At 38.6% G+C, this 17,880-nt stretch carries 16 protein-coding genes; 4 read left to right on the forward strand and 12 right to left on the reverse strand.

The window, feature by feature from the left end; all coding sequences use genetic code 11:
• The first annotated feature begins 15 nt into the window (after window positions 1-15).
• The gene (locus O2942_00460; protein MDA0780718.1) at window positions 16-3,279 is read left to right on the forward strand and encodes a FecR domain-containing protein; all 3,264 of its coding nucleotides are present in this window, start codon (window positions 16-18) and stop codon (window positions 3,277-3,279) included.
• A 50-nt stretch (window positions 3,280-3,329) separates the two neighbouring features.
• Here O2942_00460 and rpsD read toward each other — a convergent pair whose 3' ends face one another.
• The 7 genes from rpsD to O2942_00495 form a co-directional block, all read right to left on the reverse strand.
• The gene (gene rpsD / locus O2942_00465) at window positions 3,330-3,950 is read right to left on the reverse strand and encodes a 30S ribosomal protein S4 (protein ID MDA0780719.1); all 621 of its coding nucleotides are present in this window, start codon (window positions 3,948-3,950) and stop codon (window positions 3,330-3,332) included.
• 166 nt (window positions 3,951-4,116) lie between these two features.
• Window positions 4,117-4,827 (reverse strand): RNA methyltransferase, encoded by a 711-nt coding sequence (locus O2942_00470; GenBank protein ID MDA0780720.1) that lies wholly within the window; start codon window positions 4,825-4,827, stop codon window positions 4,117-4,119.
• Between the two features lies 1 nt (window position 4,828).
• Window positions 4,829-6,412, reverse strand: coding sequence for a citramalate synthase (gene cimA, locus O2942_00475; GenBank protein ID MDA0780721.1), 1,584 nt, complete (start codon window positions 6,410-6,412; stop codon window positions 4,829-4,831).
• Window positions 6,413-6,579: 167 nt separating this feature from the next.
• Window positions 6,580-8,631, reverse strand: a complete 2,052-nt coding sequence (locus tag O2942_00480; GenBank protein MDA0780722.1) for a ComEC/Rec2 family competence protein — start codon at window positions 8,629-8,631, stop codon at window positions 6,580-6,582.
• Window positions 8,615-9,508, reverse strand: a complete 894-nt coding sequence (locus O2942_00485; GenBank protein ID MDA0780723.1) for a TIGR01459 family HAD-type hydrolase — start codon at window positions 9,506-9,508, stop codon at window positions 8,615-8,617. Before O2942_00485 ends, O2942_00480 begins: the two co-directional genes overlap by 17 nt.
• Window positions 9,498-11,081 carry a lysine--tRNA ligase gene (locus O2942_00490; GenBank protein ID MDA0780724.1) on the reverse strand — a complete coding sequence of 528 codons (1,584 nt, stop codon included), beginning with the start codon at window positions 11,079-11,081 and terminating at the stop codon, window positions 9,498-9,500. The genes O2942_00485 and O2942_00490 overlap by 11 nt, the downstream gene beginning before the upstream one ends.
• A 125-nt stretch (window positions 11,082-11,206) precedes the next feature.
• Entirely contained in the window at window positions 11,207-12,220 is a 1,014-nt protein-coding gene (locus O2942_00495; GenBank protein ID MDA0780725.1) for a zeta toxin family protein, read from the reverse strand.
• Window positions 12,221-12,314: 94 nt separating this feature from the next.
• On the opposite strand from O2942_00495, the gene O2942_00500 reads away from it, so the two are divergent.
• From O2942_00500 to O2942_00510, 3 genes are all read left to right on the forward strand, one after another.
• Window positions 12,315-12,737 (forward strand): YcgN family cysteine cluster protein, encoded by a 423-nt coding sequence (locus O2942_00500; GenBank protein MDA0780726.1) that lies wholly within the window; start codon window positions 12,315-12,317, stop codon window positions 12,735-12,737.
• An 80-nt stretch (window positions 12,738-12,817) separates the two neighbouring features.
• Window positions 12,818-13,849, forward strand: coding sequence for a HAMP domain-containing sensor histidine kinase (locus O2942_00505; GenBank protein ID MDA0780727.1), 1,032 nt, complete (start codon window positions 12,818-12,820; stop codon window positions 13,847-13,849).
• A complete protein-coding gene (locus O2942_00510) occupies window positions 13,849-14,754 on the forward strand; it encodes a response regulator (GenBank protein MDA0780728.1) in 906 nt (301 codons plus the stop codon). The genes O2942_00505 and O2942_00510 overlap by 1 nt, the downstream gene beginning before the upstream one ends.
• Here O2942_00510 and thiE read toward each other — a convergent pair.
• The 5 genes from thiE to O2942_00535 form a co-directional block, all read right to left on the reverse strand.
• Entirely contained in the window at window positions 14,741-15,367 is a 627-nt protein-coding gene (thiE, locus tag O2942_00515) for a thiamine phosphate synthase (GenBank protein MDA0780729.1), read from the reverse strand. The genes O2942_00510 and thiE overlap by 14 nt on opposite strands.
• Window positions 15,368-15,988 carry a heme exporter protein CcmB gene (ccmB, locus tag O2942_00520; protein ID MDA0780730.1) on the reverse strand — a complete coding sequence of 207 codons (621 nt, stop codon included), beginning with the start codon at window positions 15,986-15,988 and terminating at the stop codon, window positions 15,368-15,370.
• Between the two features lie 5 nt (window positions 15,989-15,993).
• Window positions 15,994-16,608: a cytochrome c biogenesis heme-transporting ATPase CcmA gene (gene ccmA / locus O2942_00525; protein MDA0780731.1), complete on the reverse strand. Its 615-nt coding sequence runs from the start codon at window positions 16,606-16,608 to the stop codon at window positions 15,994-15,996.
• Window positions 16,609-16,823: 215 nt separating this feature from the next.
• A complete protein-coding gene (locus O2942_00530; GenBank protein ID MDA0780732.1) occupies window positions 16,824-17,336 on the reverse strand; it encodes a response regulator in 513 nt (170 codons plus the stop codon).
• A complete protein-coding gene (locus O2942_00535; GenBank protein MDA0780733.1) occupies window positions 17,302-17,790 on the reverse strand; it encodes a response regulator in 489 nt (162 codons plus the stop codon). Before O2942_00535 ends, O2942_00530 begins: the two co-directional genes overlap by 35 nt.
• Window positions 17,791-17,880 lie beyond the last annotated feature (90 nt).

Consider the following 17,880-nt stretch of genomic DNA (forward strand, 5'->3'; position numbering starts at 1 on the left):
AGGTTGGAAATGCTTATGTTCAGAAAAATAATAGTTTATGCATTTTGTTACGTCTTAATCGGTACAAACTTTTCCGTTGCCGCAGAGAAAATAGGCATTGTCGGGGCAGTAAATGAAAACATTACCTCCATAGACTCGGACGGCAATAAAAGAAATATGAATATCGGCGATCAAGTATTTTTCAAAGAAACCATTAAATCAGATAGTACGGGTAACGGTCAGTTGATGTTTATGGATAAATCCGCATTAACTATAGGTCCTAATTCCTCGGTAGTTATAGATGAATTTGTTTATAACCCGGATAACTCAAGCGGAAATTTGATAATGAGAGGTACAAAAGGTACATTCCGCTTTATCGGTGGAGCATTAAGCAAGAACAACGCAGTTAAGATTAAAACTCCCGTAGGAACGATAGGTATTCGAGGCGGTATTGCCATAGTAGATATTAATCCTATAAACGGTGCAACAAACGCTACTTTCGTATATGGTGACGTGCTTACATTCGAAAACTTAGCCGGAGATATGCAATCAATCAATGACAGGGGAGCCGGTCTTTCCGTACAAACACCGAATGATATGCCGCAATTATTCCGTGCCACTACCGAACAGATGGCTATGCAGGTTCAAAGTTTAGCAGGACGTCCGGGTACATCGGGTGGTGCTAAAATCATACCGACCGATTCTATAATTGATAATAAAATCAAAATAAGATTAGAAGACGAAACCTCATCAGATACGCCTGAAGGTGACGTTGAAGAAGGCGGGGAAGAAGGAGACGATCAGCAAAGCGATAAAAAAGACAAGGGTGATAAAAAAGACTCAAAAGTATCTGATAAACGTAACCCTACTAAAGACAAAGATTCTAAGGAAAAACAGGATTCTGCGTCCGGTAAAAATGAAAAAGGCAAGCCGACAGCAGCTCGCAGCGGAGAAAAAGGCACTGAAAATGCGGGCAAGAAACCTATGACAGGAAATAATACCGCAGATGCTACGGGACGTAAACCGAATCCTGCAGGAGGCACTCTACCTGATGACGGCGGATATATGACAGAAGACGGAGGTTATGTTGACGGCGAAGGTAAGTACCATAGCTCGACTGAAGTAAAATCCTACATGGACGGTCAAAAAGGCGGGCAAATTACATTAACAGACGATGGCGGATATGTTGACTCCGAGGGTAATTACCACGATGCAACCGAATTGGCGGCATATAGAGCCGGTCAAACCGATGGAACTGACGGCGGATATGATAACCCGAATGGTGAATATCATGATCCAAATGGAGGATATTACACAACAGACGGTACTTACAGAGATCCGGCAACAACAGGAGGAGATGGTGGAACTTACTATGGTGACGGATATGGCGGAGATTATTATGGAGACGGTGGATATGGCAACTATTATGATGAAAATAGAGATATAGGCGGATATTTAACCGCAGACGGAGGTTATGTTGATGGTGAAGGCATTTACCACAATGCTAACGATGTTGCGAATTACTTAGCTGAAAACGGAGGCACTTTTGACCCTGTAACAGGGGAATATGTCGGTGGTGTGGTTGATAGCACCGTTAATGCTGCAAATCAAAATAACACCAATAATACTAATAGTTTAACAAACGTAACACACCGCGGGCTATATTCCTTTGTTGATAGTGCGGGCGTATATGATGAAGGGGATATAAATGCCGAAGCACTTTATGACCAATTTAAATTAGAACTATATAGTCTTAATAATACCAATGTTAGATCGGGCGTTTTATCATCGGATACTTATACTAATCTTGTACCGCAAACGGGATATATACCGATTAACTATGAATCCGGTTATAGCTTCGGTAGCTCGGCATCGGGTTGGAAATATATATCACAAAACCGTAATATGTATGTGCAAAGACTTGAATTAGGCAGGCTGCCGTTTACAAACTTCGGAGTTGGACCGCAACATAACTTTATTATAGGTAAACAAATAGGAACATTACCGACATCCGGTCGTCAGTTCTTTAGCTTCCTGCCTGATAATGAGCTTTACCTTTCAAATTCCGCTGACTTAGGTTTTTTTGACTGGAATATAATTGATGGCCAACTGTTAAATAATACGGGTATTTCATCGCCTTCGGTAAGCAGTAAGGGAATGTTAGTTGATTGGGGAAAACGTTCATTTTTAGGAGGGCAACTGGAGTGGGGCAGCGGAACATTAAAGGTTGCCTACGGTAAGATTTTCCCGGGAACTTCCGTAGGAAGATTATTCCAATATGAAGGATTAACAGGTACAAACGCAGGTGGAACCATGAATATCTTCGATGATGAAATTTATGGAAGTGGAGGAGTGGTTGACGGATTTATAGCAAGTGGTGATATAAATGATGCTAATCTGTCAATTGAAACGCCGATGATGCAGTCTGGGCACTCATATACGAATAATTATATAAACGGTACTAACGGAAATCTGCCGTTCGGCTTTATGTCGGGATTCATCGTTAACAATAATAACGGTACTTTAAGCTATAACCGTTATTGGCAACAGGGCTTTTCTTTCACAAAAAATGCTGACGGTCAGATTGACGGAGCATCATTAAGTTTAAACAAGATTAGCGGTACAGGTCCTACAAGTGCATACGCTAGCTTCGGCAAAACAAGTACTTCCGGGGTGTACTCATATATCGACGATTCCACATACGCTCTTGAGCAGGTTAACATACCCAATGGCGGTCAAGGTGTGATGGTATCAGGTAACCTTGTATCTAATCTTGGCTGTTCGGATTGTAAATATGTACATTGGGGTGTATGGGCGGCTGAAACAAATGTAACAGCGGGTACTAGTACAAACGTTGATATAGCACATATGATGCCGTATGTTGCGGGAACAATTACAGATAATGTAAATCTTCCTAATTTAGTAAGTGCAACTTATTCAGGTTCCGTTTTCGGAAATATCCTAAACGGAAGCAGTCTGGGCGGTCATACCGGGGCTATGAATGCTACGATACAATTAGGAAACGGTAGTGCTGCAACTATCAATAGCGGTGATTTGAATATAACCGGTTTTGGCGGATACAGTTTTCAAAATAGCGGAAGCATTGCTTTTGATACGGCAGGGCAGGTAAGATTTGACAGTGCACCTATAACCGGTGCAAATATTACCGCCGGATCAATCAATGGTGCTTTATTTGGCCCTTCTGCGGAAAATTTCGGAGGAAACTTCAAATTTGACGCAACCGGCGGTGTGCAAGGTACGGGTGTTTACTTAGGCAACCAAACTTCAGCAACGCCTTAATGTTAATTATTTACAAAAAAAGCCTCCGGAAGGAGGCTTTTTTTATTGAATTATCTTGAGTAGAACTCGATTACTAAGTTAGGTTCCATTATAACAGGGTAAGGAACATCTTCCAATCCCGGTATCCTAGCTAGTTTTACCGTCATTTTCTTAGGGTCAACTTCCAGATAGTCGGGAATATTTCTATCCTGATTCTGAGTAGCTTCAATAACCATAGGGATTTGTTTAGCTTTTTCTTTTACCTCAATAACATCACCGACTTTTAGGCGATAACTAGGAATGTTAATTGCCTGACCGTTTACTTTAACATGTTTGTGGTTCACTAACTGACGTGAGCCGTACATGCTCGGAACAAAATTAGACCTGAAAACTACGGTATCAAGACGGCTTTCTAATAGTCCTATCAAATTCTCCGAAGTATCACCTTTTCTACGGGAGGCTTCTTTATAAACTTTCTTAAAGCTTTTCTCGCTTACGGTACCATAGTGCTTTTTAAGCTGCTGTTTAGCCCTTAATTGCTTACCGTAGTCGGAAAGGATACCTTTCATTCCTGTAGGACCGTGTTGACCCGGTGTGTAATTCTTGCTGTGTACAGGGCATTTAGGGCTACCGCACACGCTAGCCATCTGACGACGGCAGATTTTATGTTTTGCATTTATAACATATGACATACTGATTTCCTTTATATAAATTACAGTTTTTTACGCTACTTCAGCCGATTCTGACCTTTATTAACCAAATAAAGCCTTGAGATTACCCAAGGATAGCGATGCCTTAATAAAACTTTCAAATGTTAGACCGAAAGCTCTTAAAAATAAGGAGGGTTTAAAATACAGATTATCTATTATTTGTCAAACTTTTTATAATCCCTCTAAGGGTTCTTACTTCTTGCTCGGTTAAGTCGTTTCGGGAAAATATGTTGCGTATGTTCCTTACCATCTTCGGGCGTTTGTCCTCAATGCGGAAAAAATCCGTTTTATCAAGCTCGGTTTCAAGATGTTCAAACAAATTTGCAACCTCTTCTTTGGTGGCAAAACCTTGACTGTCACTTACACCGTTTGAACATTCACTTGTTGCCACAAACCACTCATAACACATAATATTAACAGCCTGAGCAAGATTGAGTGACGTATATATAGGAGCTACGGGAATAATAGAAACGGCATCGGCAAGAGTGATATCGTCATTATTTAATCCTGAGCGTTCCGGACCGAACATTATTGCCGACTTGCCGTTATTTTGTATTATATTGGCGGCGGTTTCTCGTGCATCGTAAACTTTTTTTACCATATCCCTTGTTCGGGCTGTGGTGGCATATAGCCTTGTTATATCATGTGTGGCATCTTTTAAAGATGTAAATATCCGTGCTTTTTTTATAACGTCCTTAGCACCTTTTGCCATATCAACAGCTTTAGGATTGGGCCAGCCGTCACGGGGATTTACTATACGCAAATCAGTCAGACCGAAATTCAACATACCGCGTGCAGCGGCTCCGATATTTTCTCCAAGCTGGGGAGCAATTAGTATTATTACAGGCTTATCAGGCATTTTACTTACGCATTAAACGGTAAGTTATGCTATCCCTTAAAGCGTTGTAAGATGCGTCAATTATATTCGCTGAAACGCCAACCGTAGTCCAGCGATTGCCCTGACAATCCTCACTTTCGATAAGAACCCTTGTGATTGCCTGAGTACCCACACCTGAATTTATTATACGCACCTTATAATCAACAAGCCTTAGGTCGTTTAACTGAGAATATTTATCCGACAGTGCTTTGCGGATAGCTTTATCAAGAGCGTTTACAGGTCCGTTACCGTCTGCCGCTATTATTTTTTCCTCTCCGTCGATAACTATATGAACGGTAGCCTCGGATAATGTGACCAGTTTGTCGTTAGAATCCCAACGGCGTTCATCGATTACCCGAAAATTATTCATACGGAAGAAAACAGGAATATCGCCTAAAACACGATGTGCTAAAACTTCAAAACTAGCGTCTGCACTCTCATAAGCGTAACCTTCGCTTTCTTTTTGCTTAATAACGTCAACAAGCTTGGATATTTTATTTTTATCTAATTTATCGGTTTTAAAACCCGCATCATTAAGCCTTGCGATTATGTTTGAACGCCCTGCCTGATTAGAAACCAGTATATTACGGCGGTTGCCGACTAACTCCGGCTCTATATGTTCATATGAGGAAGGGTTTTTCACAACTGCCGACACATGCAGTCCGCCTTTATGGGCAAAAGCCGACGCACCTACATAAGGAGCAAATCTGTCGGGATTTTTGTTCAAACGCTCGTCAAGGTAATGCGATATCTTGGTTATTTTCTTTAAGCCGTCTTTGGTGATTCCTGTTTCAAACCCCATTTTTAATATCAGGGTAGGGATAATAGATATAAGATTGGCGTTACCGCATCTTTCGCCCACACCGTTTAGCGTTCCCTGCACATGCCTTGCACCGGCTCGCACGGCAGCTAGTGAATTGGCAACGGCGTTATCGGTGTCGTTGTGGCAGTGTATGCCGATATGGTCACCGGGGACATGAACGGTAAGATCGCTTATTACGTTTTCTATTTCATGAGGTAATGAGCCGCCGTTGGTATCACAAAGAACAATCCATCTTGCACCGGCTTCATATGCTGATTTTACAACCTTTACAGCATATTCTTTATTGGCTTTATAGCCGTCAAAGAAATGCTCTGCGTCAAATATTGCCTCAATCCCTTTATCAACTATGTGGGATATACTTTCAGATACCATTTTCACATTTTCATCTAAAGTAGTACCCAATGCTTTTGTAACATGAAAATCCCATGTTTTACCGACAACGCATATATTTTTAACACCGCTATTTATCAAAGCTGCAAGACCGGGGTCATTCGTTGCGGTAGTGGAAGGTCGTCTGGTCATTCCAAAAGCGGTTAACTTAGACACCTTCAATTTTGGTGGTTTTGCAAAAAAATCATCGTCGGTAGGGTTGGCACCGGGCCAACCTCCCTCTATGTAATCAATACCAAGTTCATCTATCTTTTTTGCGATATCATATTTATCGGCAGGACTAAAATCCACACCCTCTGTTTGTGCACCATCTCTTAAAGTGCTGTCATATAAATATATACGTTCTGTCATCATTATAATAATAATTTCATTAAAGACCGCAAATTGTAAGTAAATACAAGCTATTTATCAAGGAAAATAACTTGTTTTTGATTCGGGAGCGTTCGATAAATATAGATTTTGTACAAATTGTACTGCAATCTTTAATTTTATGTCATGCCGAATGTATAGTAACCTTGAATCTAGTCGTTTTGCCAAGCTCTGCCTTTGTTAAGTGAGCTGACATTATATACTTCAAAAGTGCCGTCGCCATACTGTATCACATTAGCTCCTTGTTTTCTAATGTCTTGTTTGTTAATGATTAATTTTTTATTTTTACATCTTTTCTTTATGTAGGTCAGGTTTATTATTATATCTGCATTTTCGCAATCTTCTTCAAATGCGATAGGGTGTTTTATAAATGAGGCTAGTGTATTTTCGTATTTGTAATGGCAACGTGTCGAGTCGCATTTTATTATATCTCCTTCGGTTTGTGCGAAAGTTATAGGATTTTCTATTGCATAGCGTTTTTGCCATTGTTCCCTTGAATATCGCTCATGGAATTTTGATGAAAATGCTAAATTGTCAGGTGATGTCTTTACGGCGATTAATTTAGTATCTTCTCCGATTATGATATTGGGTATATTCGGACTTAGTGAAAATAATGTGCCTGATATCATAACTAAAATACCCGCATACCTTATTTTGGTTTTCAGGAATAAAAATATAACACCTCCAACGGTGAGCATTGCAAGTGTGATATCTGACATTTGACCTATGTTTCCTACAGGTTGGGGGAGGGACGATATATAGCTAGCGGTTTTTACAATAATATCAATTCCGAATATCATCGGTATAAGACCTATCTGCTCTAATCCGAAAGGCATGAGCAGTAACGTTAACACGCCGAACGGCATAACGAATAATGACGTTAAAGGTACTACGATCAGATTTGTAAGAATGCCATATGGTGCAAAGTTATTAAAATGATACATGGCAAATGGAGCCGTTGCTATGCCTGCTACTGCCGATGAAAATATTATACCGAACAAATAAATACCTATTTTTTTGAATATTCCGAACTCGGAGTAATATTTAAAAAAAGGCTTGGCTATTTCATACAGCGATATCAAGGCAAAAACGGCAGCGAATGACATTTGAAAACTTGGTGTTAATATACTTTCAGGAGTGAGAATAAGTATTATTAATGCAGCTACGGCAACCGAACGCATCGGGGTTGCCAGCCTGTCAATGATTATAGCCGTTAGTATAAGTGAAGTCATAATAAATGCACGTTGGGCGGAAATCGGTGTGCCGCTTATTAACAGGTAAATAAAGCTACCGATTATTGCAACAAAAGCCGCCCATTTTTTTATATTGTAATTTAAGGCTAGTTTTTTACTTAACGCAAATATAAATCGACCGGAGAAAAAGAATATGGCAGCAACTAGCGATAGGTGCATTCCCGATATGGCTAATATATGTGCTATGCCTGAAAACCTTATTTCATCTAATGTTTTTTTATCAATGCCGCCTTTATCACCTACTAATAATGCAACCGCTATATTGCCGTTTTTACTGTCCGATGATTTTAGGATATTTTCTTTGATAGATTTGCGTAAATTCTCAAGTGACGCATTGAAACTCAAACTTTTCGGTGAGTATATGATTTCACCGTCTGAAACCGAATATCCTATAGCACCGATTTGCTGATAATATGCGTGGCGTGGAAAATCATATCCGCCCGGTATTACCGGTCTTGGAAGCGGTAATAAGTTTGCTAAAATAGATATCCTGTCGCCTATAACTGCACCGGAATCATTTTTGTTTATATTTACCCGAACCTTTTTCGGAGTGTTTTCTTTAGCAACTCCTTCTATTTCAATTTCTGTTAATACAAATCTTTTGCCTGTAGTTCTTGATGAGATGCTCTCAATAGTGCCTGTGATTTTTTTGATACCAGTTTCTTTGCTTATTACAGGGGCTTTTACTAAAATCGTGCGAAGGTTCGCCGATAAAAAACCACAGGATATTATTAACGATATTATGAGTAACCAAATTAGGTATGTGTTTTTTCTATATATAAATATTCCTACTAAAAGTAGAGCCGTTAATAAGATGCTGATTTTTATATCTGGCTCGAAAGGGATTTTGAAATACGCAATTACCCCTATCCCGAACAGAACGGGAATCCACAAAAAGTACGAATCTTTTTCAGCTATTACAATATCTTGCAGCTTACTTTGTGAAGACAAAAGACGACAATACCCCTGTTGGTCTTACATTATAATTATCGCATAGCTGTACCAGTCTTTTATATTCAGGTATCTCGCCATGTTTTATGCCTAAATCGTAACCGTGAATACTTCCTGCGATTAGATAAGTATCTATATCTAAATTATTACCACCTTTTATGTCCGTTTCAAGGTTGTCGCCTATTACACAGATATTCTTTTTCTCAATATCAGGGAACATTAAGAAGGCTTTTTTGTATATCTCGTTATGAGGTTTGCCGAAATACAAAACTTTACCGCCCATTTTTACATATTTCTTTGCCATAACACCGGCACACATTGACTGGTTTCCTTTTTTGTCAACAATAACCGTGTCAGGGTTAGCACATATCATCGGATTACTCTTTCTTAAGGATTGACAAAGGGTTGTCTTTAATTCTTCAAGTGATGGATTAGGTCTGTTGAAGCCTATAGCCAGTATAAAATCAGACTCACTTACCGAATCAACTCTTTTGTATTCGTTATTTTCCAGAAATAGAAGGTCGGATTCCTGCTCTTCGAATATAAAGTATTTTTTACCTAAATCATGTTTGTTTGAAATTATATATTCACGGGCTATTTCGCCTGATGTTATAACCCCGTCATATAAGTCTGAGGATATACCTAGTTTCGTTAGTATTTCCCTAGTAGTTTTTTCTCTTTTAGGGGCGTTAGACAAAAATATAATTTTCTTATTTGCCGCCCTAAGCTCTTCAAGGCAGTTTTTTACACCGTCATATAGTTCCGCACCATCATGAACCACACCCCATAAATCAACCAAGAACAATTGATATTTGTCTACAAGCTGTCCGATAGAATCATATTTTAGAATTTTATCTGTAAAGGCTTTATGCTGCAAGATCTTCACCCCTTAATACACGTTGAATAAGTCCGGCGGTTTTATCCTTACCGTAAAGTTCAATAAATGAGCCGAATCGTGGTCCCTGACTTTGCCCTAACAGGACTTCATAGAGGGCTTGAAACCACTCACGCAAATTTTCAAATCCGTGTTCTTTACCTACCGCAAATACAATGTTCCCGATAGGCTGCTCATCGCTTGGTGTATAATCAAGCAACCTTTTCGCCAAATCTGCCATTGCAGCACGCTCTTGTTCATTTGGTTTTCTATATTTCTTATTTGGTTTTACAAAATCCTGATAATAATGCAATGCATGTTTTACCAACTCATCTAAATACGGTGAATTTTCAGGAGTTGCACCCTTGGCATATGTCTCGATAAAGCCCCAAAGAATAGAAGAATCTTCTGCATGACATGCACTTGCAAGGTTCAATAACAAAGCAAATGTAAGGGGCAATTCAGGTTTTGGCGGATTGCCGTTGTGAATATGCCACACAGGATTTTTAAATTTTTCCTCGTCACTTTGCTCCTCAAATTTAACTAAGAACGAAATATATTCATCAACTGCTTTTGGGATTACATCAAAATATAAACGTTTTGCTTTTCTTGGACTTTGGAACATGTAATAAGCAAGGCTTTCGGTCGGGGCGTATCTAAGCCATTCTTCCATTGAAAGACCGTTGCCTTTGGATTTTGATATTTTCTCGCCTTTGTCGTCCAAAAATAGTTCAAACATGAACTGCTCAGGGGCTTTTCCACCTACTATATTGCATATGTCGCTATATATCCTTGCATTGGCATTGTGGTCTTTGCCGTACATCTCAAAATCAACGTCTAATGCCGCCCATCTCATTCCGAAATCAGGCTTCCATTGTAATTTACAATTACCCCCTGTTACGGCTATCTCTTTTATTTCCCCGTCTTCGTCCTTAAATTTGATAGTGCCTTTATCGGGATTGCATTCTAAAGTAGGCACTTGCAATACGTTCCCCGTAGCCGGAGATATGGGCATGAAAGGACTGTATGTTTTCTGACGTTCTTCACCGAGGGTAGGGAGCATAACTTTCATTATGGCATCGAATTTTTTCAGTACCTCAAGCAGCTTTTCATCATAAATACCGCTTTTATATAGCTGTGTCGCACTTTTAAATTCATATTCAAAACCGAATTTATCCAAAAAATTGCATAAACGGTTATTCATATGAGAGCCAAAGCTATCATGAGTTTCGAAAGGGTCGGGTATGTTTGTAAGCGGCTTACCCAGATTTGCCGCTATCATTTCCTGATTAGGCAGGTTTTCGGGAACTTTTCTAAGACCGTCCATATCGTCTGACACGCAGAACAATTTTGTAGGTATTTGGGGTGCTATAAATTCAAAAGCACGCCTTACCATTGTTGTTCTGGCAACTTCGCCGAAAGTACCTATATGGGGCAGACCTGAAGGACCATATCCGGTTTCGAACAATACATAGCCCTTATCGGGAGTTTTGCCTCCGATTCGCTTATATATTTTCTCTGCTTCAATAAACGGCCATGTTTTTGAGTCTATAGCCTGTTTTGCCTGTTCATTCATGTCGGTTCAAATGGTTTTTTTATTATATAATTAAAACTGAAAATACAAATAACTTCAGATTATTAGTTTTGTAAATCAAAAATTACTATTTTGCAAATATGTTAGCGGTATATTTGTAAGAATATTTATACTCCGTACAAATGTTCAGTTTTTAAATCTCTGCCTGAACTTCTAGATACCAATTCGACAAAGTCTGTTTGTTTACCGTAATCTTCATTTTTCCTGAATTTTATGAGTTCTCTGCTGTTGTGGACTTTGGTATTACCTTTTTCTGCGGTAAGAATAGTTTTATATTGCTCGTTATCCGTATTAACCAATACAGCCTTATCAGCTATCTTGGCAAGGGTTTCAAAAGATTCAGGCTTGCTAAAAGTCCTTATGGCACGTACCACCTCCTCATCTTTCATAGGGTTTTCACGTTCCTGAACACGCTTCCTTGTGGTTTCGGGGTCGGAAGTAGTTACACCTATTACAGTCAAATTGCTACCTTCAAGTTCTTGTAGGACGTTTTTATTTTTTGCAATGTCAACATCCATTAGCTGCTCCCTAATGCTAGGTAGCTTTGCGTCCTTTGCCATTTGCAGTATAGCTTCATTAAGACCGCTTGCCTCAGATCTTATAACGGCATACATATCACCGTATTCTTGTTTATGTTTATCGTTTGACTCGCTGTATTCAGGTAGTTTTGCTTTGAATATACCGAAATCAACCGACACGGCTGATTTTGCATCTTCTTTAAACTGTTCTCTCAATGCTTCAAGAGGGTGGTTTTCTCCCAGAGGCTCGCCGGATTCTATTTTTTTTCTCAAAGTTGATTTACCTGCTCCCGGAGGACCTGCAAAAAGATATATATTTTGCTGTCCGTCTTCAGGAACTTTTTTGCCGCCTATCATATCCATTATGATTTCTCTGTGAAGCTCCCTTCTTTCAGGTGAATCTACTTTTTGATGAGTTGATATATCTTTGATAGTTTCTTTTGCTTCTTGACTATAAGCACCTAGAAGACGTTCCTGACTGTTATTAAAATAGTCTTTTGCTCTTTGTGCGACCATATCAAGTATATAATCCGGTACGTCCGTTATTTTACCGTCTTTTATAACCGATTCAAGCTGTTGTTGTTTTTCTATATCAGTTGTCATTTATAGTTACCTTTTGTTTTATTGCTTACCCATACTGAATGTGTATAATATTATACAGTTTGTTGTCAATAGTAATGGTTAAAATATTAATAATATGTCCGAGCAATTCTGGAAAGAGAAGAAACTTGAGGAAATGAGCAAAGATGAATGGGAGTCTTTGTGCGACGGTTGCGGTCTTTGCTGCCTGATAAGGCTTGAAGATGAGGATACGGGCGAAATCGTGCAAAGTAATATTGCCTGTAAATATCTCGATCTTGATACATGCAAGTGTACCGATTACAAAAACAGAAAGAAGAATGTTCCTGATTGTTGGATTATCACGCCTGAAAATATTCATGAGATATACTGGATGCCTGATACATGTGCCTATAAACTGGTCTATCAGGGGCAAGATTTATATGACTGGCACCCTCTAAAATCAGGGGATAAAAATTCAACTCATAAGGAAGGTATTTCCTATATAGGAGAAATGGTTTCCGAAGATGAGGTTGATATCGACGATGCAATTCAAGGTTGAATAAATTATTGAAATCTGCAATTTAGTATGCTAGAGCTTAAGTGATTTTGTAAGTTATTTATTATTTAAGGTATATGAGCTTGAGTCTTATTCTAACTGCGTTTTTATTTATATTTTTTACTGCGACTCCCGCTATTTCGGATAGCTTTTCAAAGGTTGTAAACGAAAATTATGCTTATAATCCGCTATATTTTTTTCTGCTTGTAACCGTTCTGGCTTTATCGGTAATCTTATTTGTGCTGAGAAGAAAAATAAAATACGGCTTTATCTATATAAGCTCTTTATTTGCTACAAAAAAGCAGTCCGAGGAACTTGTTGAAGCTTTTGATAAACTTGTAAATGTAATACGATGCAGAGATGTCAACTTTAGGGAAGACTATAATAACCTTAAGACCGTTAGTGATAATAAAACAAATTTATTGGTAGGTGTTTCGCATGAAATACGTTCGCCTATGCATGCTATATTGAATTTTGCCGAGCTTGGAAAAAAGAAGACCCGTGAAGGGAAGGCGGATAGTGTAGCTTCTTACTTTAATAATATAGAAGATAGCTGCACCAGATTACTTAAGGTTGTAAATTCAATTCTCGATATATCGGCAATAGAGTCGGGTAATGTAACTTACAAAATCGAAAAGAACAGTATTATTGATTGTATCGACAATGTAATTTCAGACTTAGACCCGTTGATAAAAAAGAAAAAAATCAAAGTAGATACAGTCAGACTCCAGAAAAAAAACGATTACTATTTTGACATGGTGAAGTTATCCGTGGTATTAACGAACCTGATATCTAATGCCGTTAAATTCTCTCCAAATGAGGCAAACATAACGGTAAAGGTAGAGGATTTAGTTTGTTTTAAAGCTATACAAGGCAAATGCCTTAAGGTATCGGTTATAGATGAAGGGGTGGGGATTCCTAAAGATGAATTGGATATTATATTTAACAAATATAACCAAAGTTCGGTTACAAAAAATAACGCTCTTGGTTGCGGTATCGGGCTTGCGATATGTAAAGAGGTTATTGAGGCACATAAAGGCTATATATGGGCGGAGAAAAATGTGCAAAGCGGCAGTAAATTTTCATTTGTTATACCTATCGGGGAGTTGAAATAGTGATAAAAGTACTTGTTGTAGATGACGATGCGATTAATGTTGAACTTTTAGAGGAGCATTTAAAAATAGAAGAATATGAACCCGTTAAGGCTTATAGCGGCGAAGAGGGGTGGAAGATTCTAGAGAACAGGAGTGATATTTCATTGATATTACTGGATAGAATGATGCCGGGCATTGACGGTATCACATTCATGGAAATGCTGAATGAAAGCAAAAAAAATATACCGGTAATCATGCAGACCGCAGCGGCAGATCATGATAGCATTATTGAGGGCATAGATTCCGGTGTTTATTATTATCTTACCAAGCCTTTTACACATGATATGCTGATATCAATAATGCGTTCTGCATTAAATGATTTAAGATATAAAAAAGATTTACTAGAAGAGCTTGATAAAAACAACGCTTCAATATCTTTGATAAGAAATATTGAAATGAGATTGAGAAAGCCAAAAGAGGCTTATGATGCCGCATATTTTCTAGCAAGGTCTTATCCTGACCCCGAAAAGGTTATTTTGGGAATGATAGAGTTGCTGACCAATGCAATAGAACATGGAAACCTGAATGTAGGCTTTGAAAGAAAAAGCGAATTGTTATCTTCCGGTAAGCTGGCTAATGAAATAAACAGGAGATTGCATTTGCCTGAAAACCTGAATAAGTACGTTACGGTAAAATTATCAAAAAATGCAGATGAAATCGTACTTAGCATAAAAGATTGCGGCAGGGGATTTGACTATGAAAGCTTCTTTGAATTAAAGCCTGAAAGGGCTGATAAGCCCAATGGGCGTGGATTGCTTATGACCCGCATAATAAGTTTTGATGAATTAGAATACTTAAGCGGAGGCTCGGAAGTGGTTTGCAGGCATAAATTAAGTGAAGATAAATCCGATGCTAACGTTGCTTAATAGCCTCATAAAGTTCATTTGTTGCAAATTCGCAGCCTTCGGGGTGTTGCCATATAGCCGAGACTACGGCGATAAAATCCGTACCCGTTTTTGATATTTCATTACAGTTATCGGCTTTGATACCGCCTATAGCAACGCACGGTATGCTACAATTTGTAACCCACCATTTTAAAATATCAGGTTTCGGTCGGGCTTTGGGTTCTTTTGTCTGTGTCGGGAAAAAAGCCCCGAATGCTACGTAGTCGGCTCCTGCTTCCGCCATTTCTAAAGCTCTGTCTGTAGAGCCGTAACAGCTTACGCCTATTACCTTTTTATTCCCCAGCAATTTCCTTGCGGTTGCTACCGTACCGTCCTGTTCTTCTCCTATATGCACTCCGTCGGCATTTACTATTGCTGCCAGATCGGGTCTGTCGTTCAGTATAAACTGAACATTGTATTTGTGACATATAGGAATTATTTCTTTTGAATAGCCGATTATTTTCTCATCATCTGTGTTTTTGAGCCGAAGTTGAAAAACCGAAACTTTGCCTGTTGCAAGTGACTTTTCTAGGTCGGTTTTGAACTTGGCAAGTTCAAATTTTTCAGGGCTTATAATATATAATTGCGTGTTCATCTACTCTCCTAACGCTTCCTTTATCGCTGTGCCTGTTGCAAGAATCGCTATAGGCAGCATAAGCAGCAATACGGACAGCAGCATTGTAATATTTGCACCGACACCGAAAATCAGTGTGGGAATATATAGCGGCAATATAATTATTCCTATAAGGTTTCCTGCTCGCTTTACACCCAAAGTCAAGGCGGCTCCCATTATACCTATCGAGCATAATATCGGTGTTCCTATCGCCAGCGATAACATAATCGAGGGTACGTTATTTTCAATATTAAAAAGCATTGCTATAAAAGGGGTAATTAATATTAACGGAAGGCAGCTTATTATCCAGTGAGAGATAATTTTTGATAAAATAACAATCTCGGTCAAGTGTCCCTGAAGGAATATTTGAGCCAGTGAGCCGTCTTCGTAATCCTCATCGAAAATTTTCGGTATTGCCATCATTGAGGATAGCAAAGCACAGACCCATATAGTACCGGCTCCGATGTTTTTTAGCTTATCAGGTTCTGAGCCTGCGCCAAAAGCAAAAAGAAGCGAGGATATAATAAAAAAAGCGATTATATTACCTGTTCCGCTGCCTTTTTTAGACGCAAGCAGTAAATCACGCTTAATTAATATCAGCATTATATTCAATTTACAAAATCCTCCGGATTAAGCTCTACGGAGTTACTTATCTGTACGTCATCATGCGTTGCCACTATTACCGCACCGCCATTTTCACATCTTGTTTCTATAAGGCTACGCAGTTTTAACCTTGAATCATAGTCAAGATTGGTAAAAGGCTCGTCCAGTAGCCATATCTCGGACGGACATGCCAGCAATTTTGCCAGAGATACTTTTTTCTGCCAGCCTTGTGATAGCTTGGCACACAGGGTGTTTTCAAAATCATTGAGGTCAAAAAATGATATGGCTGCATTTAGTCTTTCTTCCGAATCTCTAAGGTCTGTCCAGAATTTCAGGTTTTCCCTTACCGTGAGTTGCGGTTTTAATGCATTTTTATGCCCGATATACTGTATCATGCCGCAATATTCCCTCCGGTGTTCCCCGGTTACGGATTCGTTTGCGTATAATATCTCGCCTTCATCGGGTGTTGCAAGGCATGCTATTATATTTAACAGGCTTGTTTTACCCGAACCGTTAGCCCCCCTTATTATAACCGCACATCCGTCTCCTAGGGTAAAGCTCAAATTCTTAAAAAGTATTCGCTCACCTTTTTTGCAGGTGATGTTGTTAAGTGTAAGCATCTTTATAAATTGACAGTTTGTTTCTGTGTTTAGTAACTTTAATTTAGTTATTTTTGTCATTCCACGAATTTTGTTAGTAGAACAAAATTATAGTGGAATCCACATTCTAAAAAGTTAGGAAACTTTTTAGAGAGGTAAAGTAAATTCAAAGTTACTATATATATAGATTTTTTATATAATTTTGCAACTGTCTATTGGTGCGGCGTTTTTTATCGTTAGCGTTTATTGCGTTTATCTTCTTTTACGCCCATATTTTCATTTCTTCTGTCGGGACCGATATAGTTATCGGTCATAATGAAGTTTTTCGGGTTATTTATTATATCTAAAATATTGTTTTTTAATGTTTGGTGGTCGAAAGGTTTTATTATGCATTTTGACGCACCTGCGTTAAGCACGTCTTTAGCTGTTATATCGGTATTATTTTCAATAAAGGTGAGAATAGGAAGTTTGTAGTTTTTGCCCTCTGTTTCGGAACGTATTGCTTTGATAAAGTTTAGACATTCATCGTTATTATATAAAAAATTGATAATAATAAACACCGCATCATTTTTGTCCATTACGCTTTTTGCCGCAGTTATTGTTTCGGTCACAATTACATCATTTGAACAGAGTTGTTCCAGAATATCTTTTGATAATCTTGCCGAACTCTTGTTCATATCTACAATCAGTAATACGCCGTTTTCATTCATTTTCTTACTCTTTTTGTTTAGCCATGTTTCTTTTTTCATTTCCGTCCGGAGGGGCTTGAGTTTTCCTCCTTCTGTCCGGTCCGGCATAATGTCTTGTTATTATAAAGTTTCTCGGTGACCTTGTCGCACTTATTATCGCCGATGTAAGAGTGGCTTTTGTAAAGGGCTTTATCACAAATTCGGTAACTCCGGTATCACGTGCCATTTCAACCAGATTTTTAGTGGCATTCCTTGTCAAGGATATTACGGCAACGGTTTTGTTCGGATTGTTTATCTTTCTTAGCCAGTTTACCAGAGCAAGCCCCGACTCTCCGTTTATTAGTGTTTCGGTTATTATAAGGGATAGCTTTTTAGTAAGAATCTCTTCTTGAGCCTGCTCTATCTTATTACTTATATGAACCGGTTTTATACCCAGTGATAATACTATATCCCTTATCATTTCTGCCGACTGTATATTTTCATCTATTATTAAAGCAATTTTTTCTTCAGGCATTATTATGCTCCCTACCTTGATTTTAGCAAAATTTGCTTAATAAATAGTAAATATGTATTTATTTTCGAGGATTTTATGTGTACAAATAGG

Source organism: Pseudomonadota bacterium (assembly GCA_027620075.1).
Classification (GTDB): Bacteria; Pseudomonadota; Alphaproteobacteria; order Rickettsiales; family UBA6187; genus 1-14-0-20-39-49.